Consider the following 22,427-nt stretch of genomic DNA (forward strand, 5'->3'; position numbering starts at 1 on the left):
TGGAATCGTGATTGACGCACTGTACGTGGGCGCCACCGGCATGGCGGCCCAGCAAGGCAGCCTGGAAGCGGTGGCCAACAATCTGGCGAATATGAACACGCCGGCATACAAGCGTTCGCAGGCGGTGTTCGACGACCTGATGTACCGCGAGGCGGCGCAGCAGGCGGCGGCCCAGGGCGAAGCGCCCGGCGTTGTCAGGCAGGGTCTGGGCACCCGCTTGAGCGCGGTGGAGAAGGTTTTCAGCCAGGGCGACCTGCGCCCGTCCGAATCGGACTTCGACGTGGCGATCAACGGCGACGGTTTCGTCGCCGTCAGCAATCCGGACGGCTCGCTGGCCTATAGCCGGCTGGGTTCGCTGCGCGTCAGCGAGGATGGCCTGTTGCAGCTGCGCGGCGGCCAGACGCTGGACCCAGCCATCACGCTGCCGAAGGATACCCGTACGCTGAAGGTCGGCGAAGACGGCCTGGTTTCCGCGGTGACCGCAGATGGACAGACCTTGGAGCTCGGCAAGATCGAACTGGCCATGTTCAGCAATCCGGCTGGATTGAAGCCGGTGGGCGAGGGCCTTTATCTGCCGACCGAGCAATCCGGCGCGGCGCAGATGGGCCGGGCGGCTGAAGACGGCCGCGGCAAGCTGGCGCAGAAATATCTGGAAGGCTCCAACGTGAAGATGGCGGACGAGCTGGTCAACATGATGCTGGCCCAGCGGGCCTTTGAGGCGAGTTCCCGCATCATCCAGGCCGCGGACGAAATGCAGTCCATCACCAACAATTTGCGCCGCGGTTGATGCGCGCGCTGCCGCTGTTGCTGGCCGCATGGATGGGCGCCGCCGCGGCGGAGACACTGGTCGTTCCGGCCTCGGTCGAGGTGGAGGGGCGGTCTGTCAGCCTGGCGCAAATGGTAAGCGGGCCTGCAGACGAGGACTGGCGCGTTCCAGCCGCCGCCAAGGTGTTGATAGTCGATTTGCGGGCGGGCGAAACGCGGGACATCCCCGGCGCGCGCTTGCAGGCGGCCTGGAAGCTGGCGCTGGGCGCAGGCGCCGCGCGCTGGACCTTGCAGGCTCCCGAGCGGGTGAGCGTGACGCGAAAAGCCGGCGAACCCGCGGCTGAGCGGCTGGTGAAGGAAGGTGAAACGGCATTGCGGGCGCGGTTGGACAGCTTCTGCGCCAAAACCGCGCTGCGTCCGGAGGCGTTGCCGGCGGCGGCCATGCTGCCGCGGCAGGGCGCCAGCATCGTCGCCCGCTTGTCCCCGCAGCCTGGATTGGCGCGACGGATGGCGGTGTGGCTGGATGTGTTCGAGGGGCGGCAGTTGTATGGCAGCTGGCCGGTCTGGTTCGAGGTGTCGTGCGAGCGGGACGTGGTGCGGGCGCGGCGGGATATCGCCAAGGGCGAGGCGCTGGGCGCGGGCAATGTGGAGCGAACTATCGCCGACGTTGCCGATGGGCGGTTGTTGTCCGGCTTCGAGGACAAGATCGCCGCGCGGGCGTTGGCGGCCGGCGGCGTGCTGCGGGAGACGGATGCGGCTGCCGCGCCGATGGTGCGCAAGGGAGGAAGAGTCATGGCCCGTCTGAGCAGCGGCCCGGTCCGGCTGGAGCTGGAGGCCGTGGCGATGGAAGACGCTGCGCTGGGCGAGGTGGTGTACGCCAGGCGTCCCAAGGAGCAGGCGGTTTTCAAAACCCGGGTAGCCGGGGCCGGCATGGTGGATGTGTTGTGAAAACAGGCTGTGTGATAGGGCCGGAGTGGACATGAACAAGAACAAGTGGTGGGTCCGGATGCTGCAAGGCGGCGCCCTGATGGTCTTGGCCGTATCGCTGGCTCAGGCCGGCGAGCGCATCAAGGATCTGGGCCGTTTCGGCGGTTGGCGGGATAACCAGCTGATCGGCTATGGCCTGGTGACGGGTCTGGCCGGCAGCGGCGACAGCCCGCGCAGCCAGATGACCCAGCAGTCGCTGGCCAATATGTTGAAGCAGTTCGAGGTGAATCTCGGGCCGGATCAACTGAACAGCCGCAATGTGGCGGCGGTGATGGTGACGGCGAATATGCCGCCCTTGCTGGAGCCGGGCGCGCGGGTGGACGTGACGGTTACTTCAGTCGGCGACGCCCGCAGCCTGCTGGGCGGCAGCTTGCTGCAAACGCCGCTGAAAGGCAGCGACGGCCAAGTGTATGTGTTGGCGCAGGGCGCGCTGTCTGTGGGTGGCTACCGCTATGACAGCAACGGCAATATGGTGCAGAAAAACCACCCGACGGTGGGCCAGATCCCGGCTGGAGGCATCGTGGAACAGGCGGTCGCCACCAATTTCGTTCGCAACAACACGGCGGAGTTCCTGTTGTCCTCCCCGGACTTCACCACCGCCGAGCGCGTCGCGCAGGCGATCAACCGCAAGCTGGGCCGCAGTGTCGCCAGCCCGCTGGGCGCGGGCAAGGTGGGCATTCGGGTGGGCGGCGAATCCGCCGCCGGCGTGACGGCGCTCCTCAGCCGGATCGAGGCCATCGAAGTGACGCCGGACGAGCGCGCCCGCGTGGTGGTGAACGAGCGCACCGGCACGGTAGTGGCAGGCGGCAATGTGATGCTGTCGGCGGTGACGGTGGTGCATGGAGATTTGAAGATCTCCGTCGAAACCGACTATCTGGTGTCGCAGCCGCCGCTGGTGGTGGGGGGCGGACGCGAGGTGAGGACGGCAGTGGTGCCGCAGACGCGGATCACCGCCCAGGAAAAACCGCTGCCGGGCATCAGCCTGAAGGGCAGCTCTACCATCGCGGATTTGGTGGCGGCATTGAACCGCATCCGCGCCACGCCGCGCGACGTGATCGCGGTGCTGCAAGCAGTGCGCTCCGCCGGCGCGCTGCATGCGGAACTGGTCATTCAATAAGTTAGGACGGGATATGCAAATCGGTTCGGTAAGCAATGTGGTGACCCAGGCGCTGGATGGCCTGACGCTGCGCCAGCAGGTGATCGCCCAGAATATCGCCAATCTCAATACGCCGGGCTACACCCCGCTGCGCGTGGACTTCGAATCCGCATTGCAAGGCATGGAGGGCGCAGGCCCCCTCATCCTGCCCGATACGCGGATGACTCCGACGGGCAGCCCGTCCGGCGCGGCGGCGGAGCTTAGCCGCCAGGTTTCGCAGCTGGCGGACACCGCGCTGCGTTACCAGACCCTGATCAAGGGCATCAACAAGCAACTGGCCATCATGCAGCTGGTGGTGTCGGACGGGAGGCGTTAAATGGCCGGGATCTGGCAATCGCTGGCCATTAGCCAAAGCGGCATGGATGTGGAGCAGCTTCGGGCGGAAGTGGCCGCGCGCAATATCGCCAACGCCAATGTGGCCGCGGCGCCGGGCGCGGCTCTGGCCAAACCGCTGCGGGTGGTGGTGCAGCCGGTGGGCGCGGGTTTCGGCCAGGCGCTGTTGCGCGCCGAGTCCGACCAGCCGCCGCCGGGCGGCGTGCGCGCCGCGGTGGTGGAGTCCGACGCGCCGGCACGCAAGGTGCTCGATCCATCCAGCCCGCTGGCGGACGCGCAGGGCTATGTGCAGTACGCCGGCGTGAACACGCTGGAAGAGATGTTCGCGATGACAATGGCCGTGCGCTCGTACGAGGCTAACGTGACGGCTTTCAACGCCGCCCGCTCGATGATGCAGAAGGCCTTGGATATTGGAGGCAAGCAATGATAGAGGCTATCGCAGGCAGCGCGTTCGCTGATTCGCTGTCCTCGGCCGGAGTGGTCAAGCCGGGGCCGGCCAGCGGTTTCGAAAACGTGCTGACCCAGCTGGAGAAGTCGGAAAACTCGCTGGGAACCTTGCTTAACGATGTTGCGACCGGGCAGGCGGGCAGCCTGCATCAGGTGATGTTGAAGATGGAAGAAACCCGCATGCAGTTCGAACTGTTCATGCAGGCGCGGAACAAGGTTCTCGAAGCCTATCAGGAAGTCATGCGGATGCAGGTGTGACGCCCAGGCGGAAATTTTGATTGGATAGGCAGACGATGGTGGATTTTATCAAGGCGCTTTGGCAGCGCTCTTCAGGGGCAGGCCGGGCATTTCTGGTGGCGGGCGCGGTCGCGGCGGTGGCCGTGCCGGTCGGCGCGTATTGGTGGATGAGCAAGGCGGATTACCAGGTGTTGTTCTCCGACCTGGACGCTCGGGACGCGGCCAGCATCGCGGCCGCGCTGGAAAAGCAGAAGACGCCTTATGTTCTGTCCGATGAGGGCAAGACCATCCAGGTTGAAAAGGACGCGTTGTACAAGACGCGGATGAAGCTGTTGGGCAGCGGCCTGGACTTGAAGGGCTCGGTCGGTTTCGAATTGTTCAACAACGCCGAGTTCGGCGTGACCGAGTTCGCGCAGAAGATCAATTACCAGCGCGCGCTGCAGGGCGAGCTGGCGCGCACCATCATGGGCTTCGATGAGGTGCAGAACGCGCGTGTCCACCTGGTGTTGCCTGAGGGCGGCATGCTGCGCAAGCGCGGCGCCAAGGCCAAGGCTTCGGTCTGGGTCACTCTGAAGGGCGGCAAGAGCCTGCAGCAGGAGCAAGTGGCCGGGGTGCAGCGCCTGGTGGCCGCCTCCGTTCCGGAAATGGACGCCGCCGCGGTCACCGTGCTGGACCAGCGCGGCGTGGCGCTATCCGCGCGCGAAGCCGGCGAAGATGGCGTGACCGGCGGAGACGCCGGTTTGCAGCTGAAGAAGGAAACCGAGACCTATCTCGCGGACAAGGTGACGCGGATTCTGGACACCGCCTTGGGCCCGAACCAGGCGGCGGTCAGCGTGGACGTGGCGTTGGACCTGTCCTCGCAGAAGTTGACGCGCGAGTCGGTGGTGGGCGACAGCGGCGACAAGGGCGTGCTGGTGCGCCGGCGCGAGCAATGGCAGGGCGACGGCGCCGATGCGGGCCACGCATCCCAGACCATGCCGGCGATGGGCGGCGCGGGCGGCAACAAATCGCTCGATTCCGAATACCAGGTGGGCCGCGAGCTGAAACAGACCAATATGGCCGGGGGCTCGGTCAAACATATCAGCGTCGGCATCATCACCAACGCCAGCCTGTCTGACAGCGCGGTCGAGCGCTTGCGCGAGGTGATCGCGATGGCTATCGGCCTGGACAGCGGTCGCGGCGACGGCATCGCGTTTTCGGTGATGGACAATGTGCAGGCGGTGGCCGCGCCGCAAGGCGACGCCAAGAAGCCGGCTGAGATCGCGGGTGGCAAGGCTGAGCTGGACGCCGGCCCGGCCATCTGGTGGGCGGCGGTGGCCGCGCTGTTGATCCTGGGGGCTGCGGGAGGTTGGTCGCTGCGCCGCCGCATGGCCAGGAAGACGCTGGACGAAACGGAACGCGAGCGCTTGCTGCGTCAAGTGCGGCGCTGGCTGGTGGAGCAGCCGGAGGGCGGCAAATGATGGCTGCGGAACAGGATAGCCTGCGCGCGGCGCTGGCGGTGTCCGCATTGAGCGCCGACGACCGCCGTTGGCTGGAGTCCCGCTTGTCGGAAGATGAGCGCGGCCGGCTGGGGTTGGCTTTGTCGCAGTTGGACGAGCGGCCGTTGGCGGAGCAGGCCGAGGCCATGGGCAGCCTGTCAGGCATCGCCTTGCAGGCTGGACAGCAACAACTCGCCGGCCGCATCGGCGCGCTGGCGGCCGCGGTCGCGGCGGAACCGGCGTGGCTGCAGGCCGCGATCGGACATGCACTGGGCGCAGAGCTGCGCGGCCGTGTCTTGAGCTTCATGGACAACAGCGAGGCATGGGGTGCTAAAGCGGCGGAACTGCGCCGCAATTGGGCCGCAGGTTCGGCACGCCAGGCACCGGCGTTGAGCGCGGCGCTGCTGACCGGCTTGGCCGAGTCGAGCGCGTTCTCCTCGACAGCCGAAGCCTTCGCTCCGCCGCATGCGAGCGAGCCCCCTTCCGCGTGGACCGGCTTGCGCGCCTGGCTGAAGAAAGCAATGGCATGAGCGATATCATCCGCAACCCTCTGGTCCGCGCCCGGGAAGAGTCGCAATCCACCGGCGCCGCGCAGATGGCCGCGTCGCAGACGCGGCCGCCAGCCGAAGCGGCTCGTCAGGTGGATGCTGAGGCGGAAATCCGCGCGATGCGCGCCCGGGCGATGGCCGAAATAGAAACGATGCGCGCCAAGGCCAAGGCCGAGTGCAACGCGATGCGCGCCAGCGCCGGCGACGAGGGCTACCGGGCCGGCATGGCGAAAGCGGAGAAGGAAATTCGCGATCAGCTGGGGCAGGCCGCGCAGCAGGCCAAGGACATGCTCGCCTCGTTGGCGCAGGGCCGCGCGCAAATGCTGGGCGAAATGGAAGATATGCTCGCGCCGGTGGTGTTCGAAGCGCTGATCCGCGTGGTCGGTGACATCCCGCACTCCGCGGAACTGGTCCGGGCCGGCGTGCGGCGGGCGATGCTGGAGGTGGTCGGCAGGGAGCCGGTGCGCGTCCGTCTGCATCCAGCCGACGCCGCGTTGCTGGGCGGCGAGGCGCTGTGCGACACCGGTCGGCAGATCCATCTCGTAGCTGATGATTCGTTGGCGAGGGGCGGTTGCGTGGTGGAAACCGCTCATGGCGATATCGATGCCCGCTGGTCTACCCAGCTGGAGCGTTTGCACCGGGCGTTGCGGCAGGCGGCACGGGCATGAGGCCTAGGCTTGAGCAGCTGCGCGATGCGGTCAGAACTGCGGAGCTGGTGGAGAAAGTCGGCCACGTGAGCCGCAAGGTCGGCCTGCTGGTGGAGTCCAGAGGCCCCGCTGGCGTCGGGCTGGGCGACTTGTGCCATATCGAGATGTCGGACGGACGTCCCGATGTGTTGGCCGAGGTGGCGGGATTGGACAGCGACCGCCTGCTGCTGTTGCCGTACGGCCCGGTGGATGGGCTGCTGCTGGGCGGCCGGGTGGTGTCGGCCGGGAGGGCGTTTTCCATTCCGGTGGGCGACGCCTTGTTGGGACGGGTGGTGGACGCGTTCTGCCGGCCGCTGGACGAAATGGGATCGATTTCTGGGGCGGCGCAGCGGCCAGTGCGCAGCGCGCCGATTCCCGCGCTGCGGCGCAGCCGCATCGACCAAGTGATGGAGACCGGCGTCAGAGCCATCGACTCCATGCTGACGATAGGCTACGGCCAGCGCCTTTCCATCATGGCGGGCAGCGGCGTCGGCAAAAGCACTTTGCTGGGCATGCTGGTGCGCAACTGCGCCGCGGACATCGTGGTGGTGGGCCTGATCGGCGAGCGCGGCCGGGAAGTGCTGGAGTTCCTCGAGGAAAACCTGGGCGAGTCGGGCCTGGCCCGCTCCGTGGTGGTGGTGGCGACGGCGGATGAGCCGGCGTTGGTGCGTGAGGCCGCGGCGTTGAGCGCGGTCACCATCGCCGAGCATTTCCGCGACCAGGGCAAATCGGTGCTGCTGATCGTGGATTCGCTGACCCGCTACGCGATGGCGCGGCGGGAAGTCGGCCTGGCCACCGGCGAGCCGGCCACCTCGCGCGGTTATACCCCATCGGTGTTCTCCGAGCTGGCCGGCATGCTGGAGCGCTGCGGCACTCGCAAAGAGGGCGGCTCCATCACCGGGCTGTTCACCGTGCTGGTGGAGGGAGACGACATTCACGATCCGGTGGCTGACAGCGTGCGAGGCATTGTCGATGGCCACATCGTGCTGTCGCGCGATCTGGCCAATATCGGCCATTTCCCGGCGATAGACGTGCTGGGCAGCGTCAGCCGCCTGGCCTCCGCTTTGGCGACCGAGGATGAGCAGGCGCTGATGCGCGCGTGCCGGAAAACCATGGGCTTGCTGTCGGGCAGCAAGGATTTGCTGGAGCTCGGCGTATACAAGCCGGGCGGCAATCCGGAGCTGGATGAAGCGCTGGGGCGCAAGCCGGATTTGGAGCGTTTTCTGCGGCAAAGTACGCATGAGCGCAGCGAACGCAAGGCTGCGCTGGCTCAGCTTGCCGCAATGCTGGGGGGGCGCTGATGCGGAAATTCCGGTATCAGCTCGCGGCCTTGATGAGGTTTCAGGAGTCGTCGTTGCAGCCGCTGAGGCAGGCGTTGCAAGAGGCTGAGCACAGACTGGAGTCCGACCGCGCAGCCTTGCATGCTGCGGAAGCCGAGGTTGTCAGCTGTGAACGCGCCTTGCCGTCTCTGGTGGGCAACCAGGCGCTATACCTGTCCGCGCTGAATTTTATCCGGGAGCTGCGTCTGCGTTGCCGGCAGTTGGAGCATGTGGTTGAGGATTCGGAAGCGCTGCGGGACCGGGCGATGGCAGGTTTAACGGAGGCGCAAGCCCGTTTGCGCCAGCTCGAGAAGCACAAGGAAAGGCAGTATGGGTCTTGGAGGGCTGAGGCGCAGCGCGGCGAGTACCGGGAACAGGATGACGCGTGGCTGCAGCGCCGCGCGGCGGGAGGACTCGCATGAACATTGGATGGATAGACTCGGAACGGCGCGGCGCGGCGCAGAATCCGGGCCGGGAACTCCCTGACGAGCAATCGGGCAGGCAATGGCAAAAGCAGTTGGATGCCGAGCTGGCGAGCCACAGCGTTTGTCGGGCGATCCAGTTTGACGGCGAGGGGCTCCCCATCGTGGAGACGCCAGCTGAAGAACGCGGCGGAGCGGCTGTGGCCGAAACGGCAAGCGGCGGTGCGGCGCCGTTTCCCCCGGGCAGTGATGCACATGCGGCCGATATCGGCGCGGATGCGCCGGCCAAAGCGGTTTTGACGCCGAGTGGTCCTGTGGCCGCTGATGGCGGAGCGCCGGCCGCCGCTTATGGTTTATCCCTTGCTCCCATGGAACAGGCGGGGCGGGAGGGGGAGTCCGGCACAGCTGCGCGCGCGGCCTTGGCCTGCGATGACGAAGCCATGCTCCGCTCCTGGCTCAAACCCTGCAAGATCACGGTATTCGCCGACCAAGGGCAGCTTAGGGTGTGGGTGCGCGACGCGCGCATGGATGCGGGCGAAGCTGAGGCCCTCGGTCAGCGGCTGGAGCGGCATATCAGGGAAAAAGGTGGGCGGCTGGCGATGCTGGCCGTCAATGGCGCGGTGGTCTACAGCAACGCCGCCGCCGGCTTGAATGTTTTGAAACAGAGGTGAACATGGCGACAACAGGTTTGGGCATTTCCGGCAGCGACAGCATCGCGCAGACGCGGGGCATCACCCAGCAGGACTTCCTGCGCATCCTCTCGACGCAGCTGACCTTCCAAGACCCGCTGAAACCGATCGACAACCAGCAATTCATGGCGCAGATGGCCCAGTTCTCGTCCCTGGAGCAGACGCGGATGTCCAACGAGAAGCTGGATACCCTGTTGGCGCAGCAAGCTGCGAACCAGTCTATCGGCCTGATCGGCAAGACCGTGGAAGTGCAGACGGCCAATGGCAATGTCGCGGGGCAGGTGACCACCATATCCTTCTCCAGCGGTCAGCCGATGTTGACGGTGAAGGCGGCCAGCGGCGAGCTGATGACCGATGTCGCGTTGACCCAGGTGGCTTTGGTGAGGGGGAGCGCGACATGATAGACACCATGTTTGTCGGCCTGAGCGGCTTGCGCACCTTCCAGAAGGGGCTGTCCAACATCGGCAACAATGTGGCTAACCTGAACACCCCAGGCTTCAAGCGGACCTCTCTGCAGTTCACCGACATGATGTATCAGTACGATGCGCAAGGCGGGCAAGGCGGACAGCACGGCGAAGGCGTGAAAATCGGGGTTTCCTCGACGGACTTTTCCGCGGGCGAGCTGCAGTCGTCGACCAATCCGCTGGATGTGGCGGTGGATGGCGGCGGCTTCTTCGTTTCCAAGAACGGCCAACAGATCAATTACAGCCGCGTCGGACAGTTTGAGCTCGATGCCGATGGCGTGCTGATCAGCCGGCAGGACAAGTCGCGCATCCAGATGTTCGATTCGGCTAGTGGCTTGTCCGATTTCGCCGTCGGGACGCTGCGCAGCCAGATGGCCAAACCGACGAGCACCGTCAAATTCGCCGACAACCTATCTACCGGCGCGACCAACAGCAGCGCGGAAACCACCGTTTACGACAAGGACGGCGCTCCGCGGCAACTGAAGATCAGCTTCACCAGCAATGCCTCCACGACGCCGCGCAGCTGGAAAGTGGAGGTGCAGGACAAAGTGGCGCAGAGTACGGTGGGCAGCGGCGAGATCCGCTTCGATCCCGATGGCTCGCCATCGTTTGCGTACAACCAGTTGACGATGAAGCTGAAAAGCGCCACCGGCGGCGAGTCCGACTTGAAGCTGTTTTTCGGCCAGCCGGGCTCCATTTCCGATACCACCAGCCTGTCCGGCGGCACTTCCTCGACTATTCGGGTGGCCAGCCAGGATGGTTATGGCGCCGGAGCGCTGACCAAGCTGACCTTCGACGGCGAGGGCAAGGGCCAGATCAGTTATTCCAACGGACAGACCGCAGTTGCCGGGCGTCTGGCACTAGCCTGGTTCTCCCAGCCTGACCATCAACTGGAGCGCGCGGGCTCTGGATATTACCGCGCTCTGGCCGGCCAGAATCCGGAGTATGGCGTGGCCGGGGGCGGCGTATTCGGCAAGGTGGCCGGCGGCAAGCTGGAGTTGTCCAATGTCGAGCTGTCGGCGGAATTCAGCGACATGATGATCACTCAGCGCGGTTATCAGGCGGCCTCGCAGCTCATTTCAGCTGCGAACGAAATGATGCAGCAAGCGCTGCAGATGAAAGGGTCGCGATGAGCGGCGCGTTGCCGTTCCGGCTTTATACGCGGAAGGAGCTGGATATTGTCGAAGCGGCCGTCGGCGAGCGCTGCGCGGCCTGGCTGCGCGATTGGGGCTTGGCGGATGGAGAGGCGCAGGCGTCTGCTTGCCCGGTGTCGCTGGCGGATATCTCCGCTGCGAAATGGCTGACGGCGGGTGTCGGCTGGCCCGCCATGTCGGATCAGCCGGGCTTCTTCGCCCGCGTTTGCCTGGGGGCGGACAAGAGCCGCGCCGCTATCGAGTCATCGGAGCTTGCTGCGTCGACAACGCGCGCGGCGCGGGATGCGCTGGCCGCGGCAATCTCCGGCGAGGACGCCGCGCCTGCCTATGCGGGCTTGAAGGAGGGCGGCCTACTGGATCCGGTGTTCTCCGCAACGGGCGCGTTGCGGGCGGAGCTGCGGCATGGCGATCAGGTTTTGACCGTGTTGTTGTCCGCGGAGCAGGCAGCCCGCTGGCTGCCTAAGCCGGGCTTGCCGGCAGCGCCTGGGCCGATATCGCTGCGCTCGTTGTCGCTGGATGGTCAAGTCGAATTGGAAGTGCGGGCATCTCCCGCGCAGTTCTCCATCGAGGACCTGGGCTCCCTGCGCCCAGGCGATGTGATCCGTTTGGATCAGAAGGCGGGGACGCCGTTCGATCTGCGTCTGGCCAGCGGCGAGCTGCTTGGGCGGGCGCAATACGGGTTGAGTCAAGGTCAACCGTCGGTCAAGGTCCGCCGGGCCGACAAAGCAATCAACAAGAGTGGAAAAGCATGAGCAAGGAAGTGGAAATCTTCAGCCCCCCGCAACTGGACGGGAAAACCGAGGCTGGCGCGGCAGGCTTGCTGCAAGGCCGGATGGAGTTGTTGAAAGAAGTGCAGGTGCAGCTGGAAACCCGAATCGGGCGCTGCCGCCTGAGCATCGCGGAGCTGGACGCCTTGAAGGAGGGCGAGGTGTTGGCTCTGGATAAAGCGCCCGGCGACGCAGTGGAGATTTTGCTGGGCGGCCAAGTGGTGGCGCGCGGCAGCCTGGTGGTGGCTGGCGACCATTTCGGCGTCCGCATCGAGCAGGTCGCGCAGCTTTCCGCGTGAATGGCAGATTGAAATGAGATATCCGATGCAGTTGCTGCTGGCCTTGTCGTTCAGCGTGGCCGTATTGAGCGCGAGCGCCGCCGGAATGCCCTGCGCGCAGGGGGCCTCTACGCCAGCGTGCGCGGTTTCCTCATCGGAGCCCGCGCACGCGCCGCTGCGTTTTCGCAAGGAGCCGGCCGCCGGCCCCGCGGCCTTGCTCGGCCCTTATGAGATTCTCGGCGGGCTCGCCCTGATCGGCGCGGCTGCATGCTGGTGGCGGCAGCGTTACATGAAAGGGCCGCGGGCAGCAGGCGCGGAGGAGATCCGTTTGCTTGCCAAGCGCAGGCTGTCGGCGAAATCGTCGCTTTACGTGATTGAGCATGGGGGAAGGGAAATCATGCTGGCTGAAAGCGAGCGCGGCATCACGGTCATCCGGGACGATTCGAATTCATGAATAGATTGCAGAAACTGATGTGGCTGCTTGCCTGCCTGCCGGCGGTCGCTGATGCCAAGGGGCAGATGGTGGACGTGGCCTTGAATGGCGCTGGCGTGAGCCAGGCGGTCAACATCGTCCTCGCGCTGACCTTGGTTGCGTTATTGCCGGGCATGCTGGTGGTGATGACTTCCTTCACGCGCATCATCATCGTGTTGTCCATGCTGCGGCACGCCATCGGCATGCAGGAGACGCCTCCCAATGTGGTGCTGATCATGTTGGCGGCGTTCCTGACGCTGCTGTCGATGGGCTCCACTTTCGAAAAGCTGGATCAGCAAGTGGTGACGCCGCTGTACGCGCAGCATATGCCTGCATCGGCGGCGCTCAAGCAGGGCGGCGCCATCATGAAGGAATACATGGTCAGCCGGACGCGAGAGCAGGATATGAGCTTTGTGCTCGGCATTGGCGGCAAGGACATGCCCGACGATGCCGAATCCATCAGCCTGGTACATGTGGTGCCGGCTTTTCTGTTGAGCGAGCTGAGGCTGGCGTTCCAGATAGGTTTCGTGATTTTTCTGCCGTTCCTGTTGGTGGACATCATCGTTTCCAGCGTGCTGATGGCGATGGGCATGATGATGGTGCCGCCGGTGTCCATCGCCCTGCCGATCAAGATCTTGATGTTTGTGTTGATAGACGGTTGGACTCTGGTGGCCCGCGCGGTCTTGTCGGACAGCATGTGATCGGCGATGCCTATCCTAGATCCTCCATGGGCTGAAGACGCTGCTTGGGAGCCTGGCTCGGTGGAGGTTGGCGGCCGGTCGTGGCGCGAGGCCCTGATCGAGAGCCATTTGCCCCTGGTGCGCATTTTGGCGGCTCAGATCTTCGCGAAACGGATAGGAGACAGCTTCGAATTCCACGATCTGTTTCAGTGGGGCGTGATAGGTCTGCTGGAGGCGATAAACCGATACCGTCCCGATAGCGGAGTGGGATTCAAGACCTATGCCGAGTATCGGATTCGGGGGGAGATATTGGACCATCTCGCCAGCACGTCGGAAGTAGCCAGCCAGATGTCGGCCCGCAAGAAAGCCTTGCGGGAGCGGGCGCAGAATCTTGATGTGGAAACAGACGCGTCTGATCCGTTCGAGATGTTGAAATCCTTGTCCATTGGCTTCGCAATCGGCTTCATGCTGGAGGACAGCGGCATGTTTCAGACGGAGGTTGAGCCGGAAGGACAGGATCTGGCATACCAGTCTTTGGAGCTCAAACAGATGAGGCGCAGCTTGCTGACTCATTTGCAAGCCACACCCCCAGCACAGCAGAAAGTGCTGCGCCTGCATTATTTGCAGGGTGTGCCGTTTGCCGAGATCGCAGGCATTCTGGAGGTGAGCAAGGGCAGGATCTCTCAGTTGCACAAGGAAGGGCTGGCGGCTTTGCGTGGTCATTTGGCGGCCGGCAAGGACAGGGAAGGATAATTTTGACGGCGTGCGGCTAAACTTTTCCGCTGAAAGCAGGATAAGACTGTTGTCAGGATGGCGGATGATTTTGAAACGAGTGGGGAGCCGGCGGTATCGCCGCGGCGTCCTCATGCAATAGAAAGACCGATTATGTCTTGTTATGCCAGAATGGCGCCATTGCTGGCGTTGGTATTGGCCGCGTGCGGCAGCGTGCCGCCCAAGCCGCTGGTGTCTGGGCCGACCACCGCGTCTCCCCAGACTGCGCCGCAGTTGCCGCCGACTCCGGGCAGTTTGTACCAGCCAGCAAGGTATCGCTCTTATTTTCGCGACGATGTGCCGTCCCGGATCGGCGACAATCTGACTGTGGTGATTCAGGAGAGGGCCAGTTCCAGCCTGTCGGAAGAGTCCAAGGGCAGCCGCAATACCGATATCGAGAATGGACTGGATGTAGGCCTGGACGCGCCGGTCATCAACCGCATGTTTGGTTGGGCGCCGGGCAAGAAAACCGTGTCCGGCAAGTTGGGTGCTTCCGGCGGCGAAAAGGTGGATGGTCGCGGCAGCCGCAGTAACAATAGCAGCTTTACCAGCTCCATCTCGGTCACCGTGGTGGATGTGCTGGCAAATGGTTATCTCAGGGTCAGCGGCGAAAAACAGGTGCAGATCAATGACGACAACGAGCAGATCCGCTTGTCCGGGACGGTCAACCCCCGCGATATCCAACCGGGCAGCCTTGTATCGTCTACCAAGCTGACCGACGTGCGCCTGGAGCAGCAGACCGCCGGCAATCAGCGCCTGTTCACCAACCCAGGCTGGCTGACTCGTTTCTTCATGAGCGTGCTGCCGTTTTGACGTGATAATTTGTTGAATTGGAGTCGTAATGGATTACGCAATGCTGGATCAGGAAGAGTTGTTTCGATTGGCTGTCAACGCCATGGAAAGTCAGCGGCATGCCGAAGCGGTCGTTCTGCTGAAGCAAGGCGTCGCGAACGACGGGCAGGACTCCCGCCTGCATTACCTGCTCGGAGCCGAATACGCGCAGATAGGCATGCCGGACCGCGCGGCGGCTTCCATGGAGCAGGCGGTGGCCTTGCAGCCCAATCTGGTCATGGCGGTGTTTCAGCTGGGCCTGCTCTACCTGACCCAGGGCCGGCCGGACGACGCCAGGCGAGCATGGCTGGGGCTGGACATCCTGCCGAAGGATGCCGCGCTGCAGTTGTTCCGTCTGGGGCTGGAGCACCTGATCCGGGATGAATTCGCCGAATGCCGCGCGCTGCTGACGGAGGGCATCGCGGCGAATCAGGAAGTCCCGGCGCTTAATGCCGATATGGAGCGCATTCTCCAACAGATTGCTTCCCATGATGCGGAAGCCGCCCAGACGGCCAGCCAAGACGAGGCGTCTTCAGGCTCTGCAAACAGCCTGTTCCTGCGTGGATACGCGGCATCCGGGGACGAGCAGCTGCATTGATCCCGTCCGTAGGACCGAAGGGGAATAGATGGAGCCGATAGACAAGGCTGGCATTTTACAGAGGCTGCTGGGTGGAAAGCCGGCAGCCGGCAGCCGTAAATCGGCGTCGGGGCGCAAGGCACCTGATGGCGGCAAAGCGCCCGACGCCGCGGTTGTCCTGCGTAAGCAAATCGCCGGCCAATTGCGATCCATCGATCCCGCATGGCCCGACGCGGAGCAGCGCGCGCTAGAGGTGCATGTGCGCGCATTGCTTGCGCAGGAACTGGGCGCCGGCGCCGCATCGGATCCCGCCTTCGGCGGCTTGGTGGCGGATGTGGCGGAAACCATACGGCAGCATCCCAGGTTTGAAACGCTGGCCGCCTATCTGCGGCAGCAATTGCAACAAGCTCATAAATAATCATCATGACCGAATCTACTCAGCGGCAGCGCCTGCTGCATGCCTATCTGGAGGCCGATCCGGCCAACACCCATTTATTGTTCGAACTCGCGGACCTCTATTTGCAGTCTGGGCAGACGCAGGCATGTGAAGAGATTTTGAGCCGCTTGCTCGCGGCGGACCCCGTGCATTTCGGGGGACGCTCTCTCGTCGGGGTCTGCCTGATGAGGCAGAACCGTTTGGATGATGCCATCGCGGCCTTTGATGATTTGCGCGGCGAGGGATGGGAAGAACCTGCGCTGTTTTACAACTTGGCATATGCATTGATGTTGCAGGGCCGTTATGCCGAAGCGGAGGTTAACGCGGCCAGAGCAGCGTCGCGGCTGGATGTTCTGCCGCAGGCCGGACCGCTGTACGCGCGCGCGCTGCATTTCTTGGGCAAGGTGGATGAAGCTGTCGCGGCTTGCGAGCAAGCCTTGCGCGAGCATCCGGAGCTGTTGCCGATGTACGGCCTGCTGGCAACCCTGTATCTGGATCAGGAAAACCTGGCGGCGGCGGAGATCGTCGCGCGGCAGGTGCTGGATGCGTCGCCGAAGGATCCGGACGCGGCAACCGTGATGGGCATGCTGGCGATCAGCAAGCAGGACCTCGACGTGGCCATTCCCATGTTGGATCAGGCGTGCGCCGGAAGGCCGAACTCCGGCCGCGCCTGGATGGGGCAGGGGCTGGTGTCCATGTTGCAGGGCGATTTGGAGCAGGCCGCGGACCGGGTAGGCGAAGCCCTGCGGCATATGCCTGGGCATGTGGGAAGCTGGCATGTGCTTGCTTGGTGCCGGATTTTGCAGCAAAAACCGGGCGTCGCCAAAGAAGCATTGCTGGAGGCATTAAGGCTCGATCGGAATTTTGCCGACACGCACGGCGGCCTGGCTATTGTCGCGATTATGGAAGGCAAGACAATAGAGGCGCAGCAGTCTGTGAAGCGCGCTCTGGGTTTGAACCCCAACAGCTTCCCGGGGCTGTATGCGCAGAGTCTTTTGCTTCAGGCTGCGGGCCAACCGGCACAGGCACAAGCCATCCATGGAAAATTGATGGAAAGCGCCGTTTTGCCGGATGGAACCAGTCTGCAGCAGGCCGTTGCCCGAGCTGTGGCGCTGTCGCCATTTGGAAAAGATACGCCTGCCGGTTAAGGTCGCTTTGCAAAAACAGTAGCCGCCCTATGCATGCATGGGGCGGTTTTTTATTGATGTAATTTTTCTCTAATGCGCAGCAGGCATTGGGCGGGCTTTTAGGGCGCGTCACGGCTTGTAGGGCAGCTTATGGTAGAATCACCAGTTTCGCTTTGCGCCGGGATTGCAAAATGCCGGCTTCGGTCCCATCTTGAAGGACTGTTTTCAAGAATATGACAAGGTAGCCGCATGACAACCATCGTGGCCGTGCGCAAGGGCGACCAGATCGCCATCGCCGCCGACAGCCAGACCACTTTCGGCGACGATCAGAAGCTTCTCGCGCCGTACGACTGTTTCCACAACAAGATTTTCCGCCATGGCGACAACTATCTGGCCGTGTCCGGCTCCGCCGCTCACGACCTGGTGCTGCAGGGCGCGTTGAAAGAGCTGAAGAAAAAGGATCTGAGCAGCCGCCAGGGCATCTTCGACACCTTCCGCAAGCTTCACCCCAAGCTGAAAGACGCGTTCTATCTGCGTCCGGAGGAAGATGAGGAAGATCCGTACGAATCCAGCCAGATGATGGTGGTGATCGCCAACGCCCACGGCATTTTCGGCGTCTATCCGATGCGCGAGATCTACGAATTCTCCCGCATCTGGGCGATAGGCTCGGGCCGCAAGTTCGCGATGGGTGCGATGCACGCGGTCTACGACCAGGATCTGTCGGCCCGGGAGATCGCCGAGATCGGCGTGCGCGCCGGCTGCGAATTCGACGTCAGCTCCTCGCTGCCGATGTCTGTCTATACCGTTGAAGCGGCCGCCGGGGCGGCCAAGGAAGCATGAATATGAACCACCACGATAAACTGCAACGATTCCTGTTCGACGGCGCGCCGGCGCGCGGCGCGCTGGTTCGCCTGGATGGCGCCTGGCAGCAGGTGCTGGCGCGGCGCGCCTACCCGCAGGTGCTCAAGACCGTGCTGGGCGAGATGATGGCGGCCTCGGTGCTGATGGCGGCCAATCTGAAGTTCGACGGTTCGCTGATCCTGCAGATCCACGGCACCGGCGCGTTGAAGCTGGCGGTGGTCGAGTGCAACAACGACCGCACCGTGCGCGCCACCGCCAAGTGGGACGGCGAGCTGGATGACAAGCCGCTGGCCGAGCTGCTGGGCGAGGGCGGCAAATTCGTGCTGACGTTGGAGCCGCGCCTGGACAAGAACCAGACCTGGCAAGGCATCGTGGCGCTGGAGGGAGATTCAGTCGCCCGGATGCTGGAAAACTACATGCTGCGCTCCGAGCAGCTGGATACCGCGCTGATCCTGGCCAGCGGCGACAATACCGCCGCCGGCATGCTGCTGCAGCGTCTGCCGGAAGGCCATGGCGAGGCCGAGGGCTGGGATCGCGTCCAGATGCTGGGCCGCACGCTGAAGGCGGAAGAGCTGCTGGAGCTGGGCGCCGAGGACATTCTGCATCGTCTGTTCCATGAGGAGCAGGTGCGGGTGTTCGAGCAGGAAACCGTCAGCTTCAACTGCAACTGCTCGCGTGAGCGCGTCAGCAATATGCTGACCATGCTGGGCGGCCAGGAAGTGGGCGATGTGCTGCTAGAGCAGGGCAGCGTGGAGATCGTCTGCGATTACTGCAACCAGCGCTATGTGTTCGATGAGGAAGACGCCAACCAGCTGTTCGACTACGACGTGGTGGCGGCGGCGCGTGAAGCGCGCCATTAATATCCGCAACTTCCGTTTAAAAAAGCCGCGTATGCGGCTTTTTTTGTATTTTCTTAAGCGGAAATTGGGCGTGAAAATTAACTGGCCTGTTTTGTTGTTTAAGATCACGATCTGGCCTTAAACACAATATTCAATATCAGTGATATCCATTATGCTTCGCGACGCTTGGCTAATTAGCCTAGCGTCATTTGAACAAGCCATTGGATGACTGAATGAATACAACAACACTACCGCGTCGGTATCGGGCGTGGGGACTTTCCGTGATGGTGCCGCTGGCCTTGTCCGCTTGCCTGACGACGACAGGCGGCGAGCAAGCCGGCTCGCAGCAACCCGCGCCTCAGGTCAATCAGCCCAGCGCGCGCTATTCCTCCCACTCCCCGGCCTTGTCGGAAAAACCGGATTACCCGCACGGCCTGCCGCCGGCGGCGCCGGATAATGGCGGCGCGCAGCCGCCGGCCAAGCCTCAGGGCCAGCAAGGCCAGATCGCGCGCAAGGCGGCCCGGGCGGATGCCGCTGCGCCGGCCTATGCCGACTGCGATGAGGCCAAGCTCGGCCAGCTGTCCGGCCAGGCGCTGGTGCGTTACGTGGCTAGCGTGGACGGCACTTGCATGAACCGCCTGTTCCAGGCGGACAACTTCAGCTACCGGGTGGTGTCGCCGGCCAATATGCAGCTGGTGGCGGCCGAAGCGCGCCAGCGCGCGACCGCCTGGGATGGGCAGAACGCCAACGGCCTGTGGCCGCTGGCGGTGTTCCTGAAGGCGGGTTACTTCCTGCAGTACAGCCACGCCAAGGAAGTGGGCGACTACGGCCCGGCGGTGGATCAGCCGGTGATGCAGGTGGTGGAGGCGTTGGCGGCCAATCCGGCGCTGTGGAATGTCAAAGCCATCGATAGCCGCGGCGACCACGACGCCTGGTTCCGCGAGCGCGACGCCCGGCAGAGTGTGGCGGAAACGTTGATCCTGGCCGATTCGGTGCGCAAGGCCGACTACGCGCTGCCGCTGCTGAACCGCTTCTTCAGCCGCTACAACGCCGCGGCCAAGGATAATTGGGCGCGCTTCGCGCTGCATCCGATGCAGACGCTGCTGTTCAATATGCATTACCAGCCCGAGTTCGCCCAGAAAGTGGAGAAGGGTCAGCTGGACAGCCTGGTGGCTAGCCTGGCAGGGCTGACCCGCGCCGGCCAGCCGGCCTTCGCCGACGAGCAGATGTTCCTCAACACCCTGCGCGAAACCGGCCGCTTCATGCAATACCCGCGCACCGCGCCGCAAGCTGAATCCGCCGTCGCCCTGCACCTGAAGGGCGAGAAGTTCGGCGCCGCCTGGGCCGAGGCCGTGTACGCGCTGAAGAAAATGGGCAAGGTGCCGTGCGAACGCTACGGCATCTGCCAGGCCGAGCAGGAGCTGCGCGCCAGCCTGTTCCCCAATCGCTGGAGCTTCGACAACGGCAAGCTGGTGTTCGAAACCCCGCTGAGCCTGGCCGAGGTGGAGCCGCTGTACTATGCGATGAAGCAGGTGCAGACCCAGCTGTTCCGCGTGGCCGGCACCAAGGAGGCGGTGGCGAACGATCCCAATGAAAAGCTGAAGATGGTGATCTATGGCACCAAAACCGCCTATCAGCGTTTCCAGGGCCTGCTCAATGAGCTGTCCACCGACAACGGCGGCATCTACATCGAGAAGGACGGCACCTTCTACACCTTCCAGCGCGAAGTGCCGCGCGAAAGCTATCTGACTCTGGAAGAGCTGGTGCGCCACGAGTATGTGCATTATCTGTCCGGCCGGTACATCCAGCCGGGCATGTGGGGCACGTCCGAGTTCTACCGCGACGACCGCCGCATGCCATGGTACGACGAGGGCTTCGCCGAATTCATGGCCTGGAGCACTTCGCGCGACGGCATCAAGGTGCGCGGCCACGTGGTGGACGTGGTGGCGAACGGCTGGCCGAACAGCTTCCTGGAGCCGTCCCGCATCATGCGCTCCAGCTATAGCGACGGCTGGGACTTCTACAGCCACTCCGCGCTGTGGTTCTATTATCTGAACCAGCAGCAGCCGGGCAAGATCGCCGATATCCTGGCCTCGCTGCGCGCCGACGACGTCAAGCGTTTCGACGCGCTGGTGAGCAGCATGGGCGGCGACGCCGCGTTGGTGTCGGGCTTCCGCCAGTACGTGGATCAGCAGGTGCAGTTGGCCAAGTCCGGCCAGCTGGGCAACACCTCCACCGCCGAAGGCGTGGACTGGGTGGCCAAGGACAAGTGGCAGGCCGGCGACGCTTCGGTGGTGGAGGCCGCGCTGCGCCGCTCGCTGCCGGTGGGCTGCCAGGTGTGGGCCGATGGCGAAACCAGCGCGCTGCGCCGCTTCGAGTGCGGCGGCACCCTGCCGTTGTCCGCCAGCGACAACACCCGCGCGCGCCAGGAGCTGGACAAGCTGCTGGACGGCGCGCTGCAGAGCCTGGTCAAGACCGGGGGCGTCAACAACCTGATGGCGACCAACTGCTCGGCCACCGACTACGACTTCAAGCGCAAGACCGCGGTGCTGCGCTGCGAAGGCCCGTTGGGCCCGGCTGGCAACGCCAAGCCGCAGCCGCCGCAAACCGGCGAGCTGAACTTGGCCAAGCTGAGCTATGGCGGCCCGGCACGCTGCCTGCGCGGCCAGCTTGAGGGCGTGGGCGGCGTGGAACGCTACCAGCTGGTGCAAGCGCCGCAGCTGGGCCGCGCGGCGATGTCCGACTGGGGTTCGTTCACGTATCGCCGCGACCTCGACCAGCCGGGCGTGGCCGATAAGATGACCGTTCGCCTCAGCAAGGGCGCGCAATCCCGCGACGTGGTGGTGGAGCTGAACGCCACGCCGCGCGACATGCCTGAAGAGCAGTGCTGGGCGCAGGCGGGTTGATGATTCTCGCTAGTTAGAAGGTTGGAAAAGCCGGGCATGCCCGGCTTTTTCTTTTGCTAGCCTGCGCGGCTTACAGCGGCTGCACGATGATGGAGCTCGGCTTCTCCAGCCACTCCAGAAAGGCATCGCCCAGACGCTGGCTTTCCGCGGTGGCGGCCCGCCAGTGCTGGCGGCGCAGCTCGTCGCGGCCAAGGTAGCGGCGAAAGTCCTTGCGGTCCGGCAGATGGCGGCCGGGGAGGGAGGCCAGGTAATCGCGCGACGGCGCCAGCAGCATGGTATTGGCGTGGTTGGCGGCGCCGGGCTTGCGCCAGGGCAGCGGCTTGTCGAACCAGCCGGGCACGATGCGGTCGGTGAAGTGCGGATACAGCGCGATGTCGTCGCCGTGGGCGAAGGGGAAATCGATGTGGTAGTCGGTAAGCCCGCCGTCGCGGTAGATCGCCGCCGGCGCGTCCGGCAACTGCACGCCGTGCAGCACGCCGGGTATCGCCACCGTTCCCATCAGCGCCTGTTCCAGATTGCCGGCGGCCAGCGGATAGAGCCGGGTGGGAATGGCGTCGGCCGGCTGGAAGCGCAGCGCGCTGCGCGGATCGTGGCAGATCACTCGGCTGAAGCTATGGCGGATCAGCGGGCGGGAGACGGCGTTCAGCGCCGCCGCCAGCGCCAGGCCTGGCAGCAGCGAGGACTTGGCCTCGCGGTTTGCCAGTCCGCGCGATTGCACCAGCAGCAGGCTCAGCCGGTGATGAGGATGCGCCAGGATGTGCTCGAAGCCATTCGGGCCCAGGATGTCATGCAGCATCCGCCGCGTCTGCGCGGTGATCTGGGCGACGGTGACGCCGGGATGGTAATGCTCGGCGGTGTAGCGCTCGGCCAGCCGCGCCAGCGCCTGGGCCGGGTCGGCCTGCATCGCGCAGGCGAAGCGCCAACCGCCTATCGACGCGCCCACCAGCTCGCGCTCCCGCGGCGCGCCGGCCAGCCAGCCGAACACAGCCTGGTCCAGCCCGGTGAGGCCCACGGCTTTGGGGCCGCCGGCGGCGCCGGGAAGAATGCCCACCTGGGCCGGGTGGAGTCCCTGTTGCAGCAATCGGCGCGCGCGGGCGCCGGCCTTGATCACGAGCGGGGCTTGGCGGATATGAATGGCGGTCATTACGATATAAAGTGGCGAAATGGCGAAGCGTGGCCGGGTTTGATATCCTGTTG

Annotated in this window: 27 protein-coding genes; 26 read left to right on the forward strand and 1 reads right to left on the reverse strand. The window is 64.4% G+C overall.

Going from position 1 to position 22,427, the window contains the following annotated elements; all coding sequences use genetic code 11:
• Positions 1-7 precede the first annotated feature (7 nt).
• The 26 genes from flgG to VA599_RS00165 all read left to right on the forward strand — a co-directional run bounded on the left by flgG (position 8) and on the right by VA599_RS00165 (position 21,230).
• Complete coding sequence (gene flgG, locus VA599_RS00040) at positions 8-787, forward strand: flagellar basal-body rod protein FlgG (protein ID WP_046156414.1); 780 nt, start codon at positions 8-10, stop codon at positions 785-787.
• Positions 787-1,713, forward strand: a complete 927-nt coding sequence (gene flgA / locus VA599_RS00045) for a flagellar basal body P-ring formation chaperone FlgA (RefSeq protein ID WP_346787238.1) — start codon at positions 787-789, stop codon at positions 1,711-1,713. The genes flgG and flgA overlap by 1 nt, the downstream gene beginning before the upstream one ends.
• A 31-nt stretch (positions 1,714-1,744) precedes the next feature.
• Positions 1,745-2,869 (forward strand): flagellar basal body P-ring protein FlgI, encoded by a 1,125-nt coding sequence (locus VA599_RS00050; protein ID WP_346787239.1) that lies wholly within the window; start codon positions 1,745-1,747, stop codon positions 2,867-2,869.
• Positions 2,870-2,882: 13 nt separating this feature from the next.
• Positions 2,883-3,224 (forward strand): flagellar basal body rod protein FlgB, encoded by a 342-nt coding sequence (locus VA599_RS00055; protein WP_346787240.1) that lies wholly within the window; start codon positions 2,883-2,885, stop codon positions 3,222-3,224.
• Positions 3,225-3,668 carry a flagellar basal body rod protein FlgC gene (gene flgC, locus VA599_RS00060; RefSeq protein ID WP_346787241.1) on the forward strand — a complete coding sequence of 148 codons (444 nt, stop codon included), beginning with the start codon at positions 3,225-3,227 and terminating at the stop codon, positions 3,666-3,668.
• Positions 3,665-3,946: a flagellar hook-basal body complex protein FliE gene (gene fliE, locus VA599_RS00065; protein ID WP_231153683.1), complete on the forward strand. Its 282-nt coding sequence runs from the start codon at positions 3,665-3,667 to the stop codon at positions 3,944-3,946. The genes flgC and fliE overlap by 4 nt, the downstream gene beginning before the upstream one ends.
• 35 nt (positions 3,947-3,981) lie before the next feature.
• Entirely contained in the window at positions 3,982-5,385 is a 1,404-nt protein-coding gene (fliF, locus tag VA599_RS00070) for a flagellar basal-body MS-ring/collar protein FliF (protein ID WP_346787242.1), read from the forward strand.
• A complete protein-coding gene (locus VA599_RS00075) occupies positions 5,382-5,933 on the forward strand; it encodes a hypothetical protein (protein WP_346787243.1) in 552 nt (183 codons plus the stop codon). The genes fliF and VA599_RS00075 overlap by 4 nt, the downstream gene beginning before the upstream one ends.
• Positions 5,930-6,619 (forward strand): FliH/SctL family protein, encoded by a 690-nt coding sequence (locus VA599_RS00080; protein WP_346787244.1) that lies wholly within the window; start codon positions 5,930-5,932, stop codon positions 6,617-6,619. The genes VA599_RS00075 and VA599_RS00080 overlap by 4 nt, the downstream gene beginning before the upstream one ends.
• Positions 6,616-7,938: a FliI/YscN family ATPase gene (locus VA599_RS00085; RefSeq protein WP_346787245.1), complete on the forward strand. Its 1,323-nt coding sequence runs from the start codon at positions 6,616-6,618 to the stop codon at positions 7,936-7,938. The genes VA599_RS00080 and VA599_RS00085 overlap by 4 nt, the downstream gene beginning before the upstream one ends.
• On the forward strand, positions 7,938-8,378 hold the full coding sequence (locus VA599_RS00090; RefSeq protein WP_346787246.1) for a hypothetical protein: 441 nt from the start codon (positions 7,938-7,940) through the stop codon (positions 8,376-8,378). The genes VA599_RS00085 and VA599_RS00090 overlap by 1 nt, the downstream gene beginning before the upstream one ends.
• The gene (locus tag VA599_RS00095) at positions 8,375-9,049 is read left to right on the forward strand and encodes a hypothetical protein (protein WP_346787247.1); all 675 of its coding nucleotides are present in this window, start codon (positions 8,375-8,377) and stop codon (positions 9,047-9,049) included. The genes VA599_RS00090 and VA599_RS00095 overlap by 4 nt, the downstream gene beginning before the upstream one ends.
• 2 nt (positions 9,050-9,051) lie before the next feature.
• Complete coding sequence (locus tag VA599_RS00100) at positions 9,052-9,468, forward strand: flagellar hook assembly protein FlgD (RefSeq protein ID WP_046156435.1); 417 nt, start codon at positions 9,052-9,054, stop codon at positions 9,466-9,468.
• Positions 9,465-10,664, forward strand: coding sequence for a flagellar hook protein FlgE (locus VA599_RS00105; protein WP_346787248.1), 1,200 nt, complete (start codon positions 9,465-9,467; stop codon positions 10,662-10,664). Before VA599_RS00100 ends, VA599_RS00105 begins: the two co-directional genes overlap by 4 nt.
• On the forward strand, positions 10,661-11,437 hold the full coding sequence (locus VA599_RS00110) for a FliM/FliN family flagellar motor switch protein (protein ID WP_346787249.1): 777 nt from the start codon (positions 10,661-10,663) through the stop codon (positions 11,435-11,437). The genes VA599_RS00105 and VA599_RS00110 overlap by 4 nt, the downstream gene beginning before the upstream one ends.
• Positions 11,434-11,751: a FliM/FliN family flagellar motor switch protein gene (locus VA599_RS00115; RefSeq protein WP_052717673.1), complete on the forward strand. Its 318-nt coding sequence runs from the start codon at positions 11,434-11,436 to the stop codon at positions 11,749-11,751. Before VA599_RS00110 ends, VA599_RS00115 begins: the two co-directional genes overlap by 4 nt.
• A 25-nt stretch (positions 11,752-11,776) precedes the next feature.
• Entirely contained in the window at positions 11,777-12,184 is a 408-nt protein-coding gene (locus VA599_RS00120) for a hypothetical protein (protein ID WP_346787250.1), read from the forward strand.
• Positions 12,181-12,903 (forward strand): flagellar type III secretion system pore protein FliP, encoded by a 723-nt coding sequence (fliP, locus tag VA599_RS00125; protein WP_346787251.1) that lies wholly within the window; start codon positions 12,181-12,183, stop codon positions 12,901-12,903. Before VA599_RS00120 ends, fliP begins: the two co-directional genes overlap by 4 nt.
• A 6-nt stretch (positions 12,904-12,909) precedes the next feature.
• The gene (locus tag VA599_RS00130; protein ID WP_346787252.1) at positions 12,910-13,635 is read left to right on the forward strand and encodes a sigma-70 family RNA polymerase sigma factor; all 726 of its coding nucleotides are present in this window, start codon (positions 12,910-12,912) and stop codon (positions 13,633-13,635) included.
• A 150-nt stretch (positions 13,636-13,785) separates the two neighbouring features.
• Positions 13,786-14,466, forward strand: a complete 681-nt coding sequence (locus tag VA599_RS00135; RefSeq protein ID WP_231153695.1) for a flagellar basal body L-ring protein FlgH — start codon at positions 13,786-13,788, stop codon at positions 14,464-14,466.
• 40 nt (positions 14,467-14,506) lie between these two features.
• Positions 14,507-15,082, forward strand: coding sequence for a tetratricopeptide repeat protein (locus tag VA599_RS00140; RefSeq protein ID WP_346787253.1), 576 nt, complete (start codon positions 14,507-14,509; stop codon positions 15,080-15,082).
• Positions 15,083-15,110: 28 nt separating this feature from the next.
• Positions 15,111-15,479 carry a hypothetical protein gene (locus VA599_RS00145; RefSeq protein ID WP_346787254.1) on the forward strand — a complete coding sequence of 123 codons (369 nt, stop codon included), beginning with the start codon at positions 15,111-15,113 and terminating at the stop codon, positions 15,477-15,479.
• A gap of 5 nt (positions 15,480-15,484) precedes the next feature.
• Complete coding sequence (locus VA599_RS00150; protein ID WP_346787255.1) at positions 15,485-16,645, forward strand: tetratricopeptide repeat protein; 1,161 nt, start codon at positions 15,485-15,487, stop codon at positions 16,643-16,645.
• A 228-nt stretch (positions 16,646-16,873) separates the two neighbouring features.
• Positions 16,874-17,464, forward strand: a complete 591-nt coding sequence (locus VA599_RS00155; protein ID WP_104946916.1) for an Ntn hydrolase family protein — start codon at positions 16,874-16,876, stop codon at positions 17,462-17,464.
• The gene (hslO, locus tag VA599_RS00160; RefSeq protein ID WP_346787256.1) at positions 17,461-18,345 is read left to right on the forward strand and encodes an Hsp33 family molecular chaperone HslO; all 885 of its coding nucleotides are present in this window, start codon (positions 17,461-17,463) and stop codon (positions 18,343-18,345) included. The genes VA599_RS00155 and hslO overlap by 4 nt, the downstream gene beginning before the upstream one ends.
• Positions 18,346-18,608: 263 nt before the next feature.
• Positions 18,609-21,230: a M9 family metallopeptidase N-terminal domain-containing protein gene (locus tag VA599_RS00165; RefSeq protein ID WP_346787557.1), complete on the forward strand. Its 2,622-nt coding sequence runs from the start codon at positions 18,609-18,611 to the stop codon at positions 21,228-21,230.
• Between the two features lie 70 nt (positions 21,231-21,300).
• On the opposite strand, the gene VA599_RS00170 is transcribed toward VA599_RS00165, so the two are convergent.
• Complete coding sequence (locus VA599_RS00170) at positions 21,301-22,374, reverse strand: hypothetical protein (RefSeq protein WP_346787257.1); 1,074 nt, start codon at positions 22,372-22,374, stop codon at positions 21,301-21,303.
• Between the last annotated feature and the right edge of the window lie 53 nt (positions 22,375-22,427).

It is taken from the genome of Chromobacterium indicum (assembly GCF_039708975.1).
Classification (GTDB): Bacteria; Pseudomonadota; Gammaproteobacteria; order Burkholderiales; family Chromobacteriaceae; genus Chromobacterium; species Chromobacterium piscinae.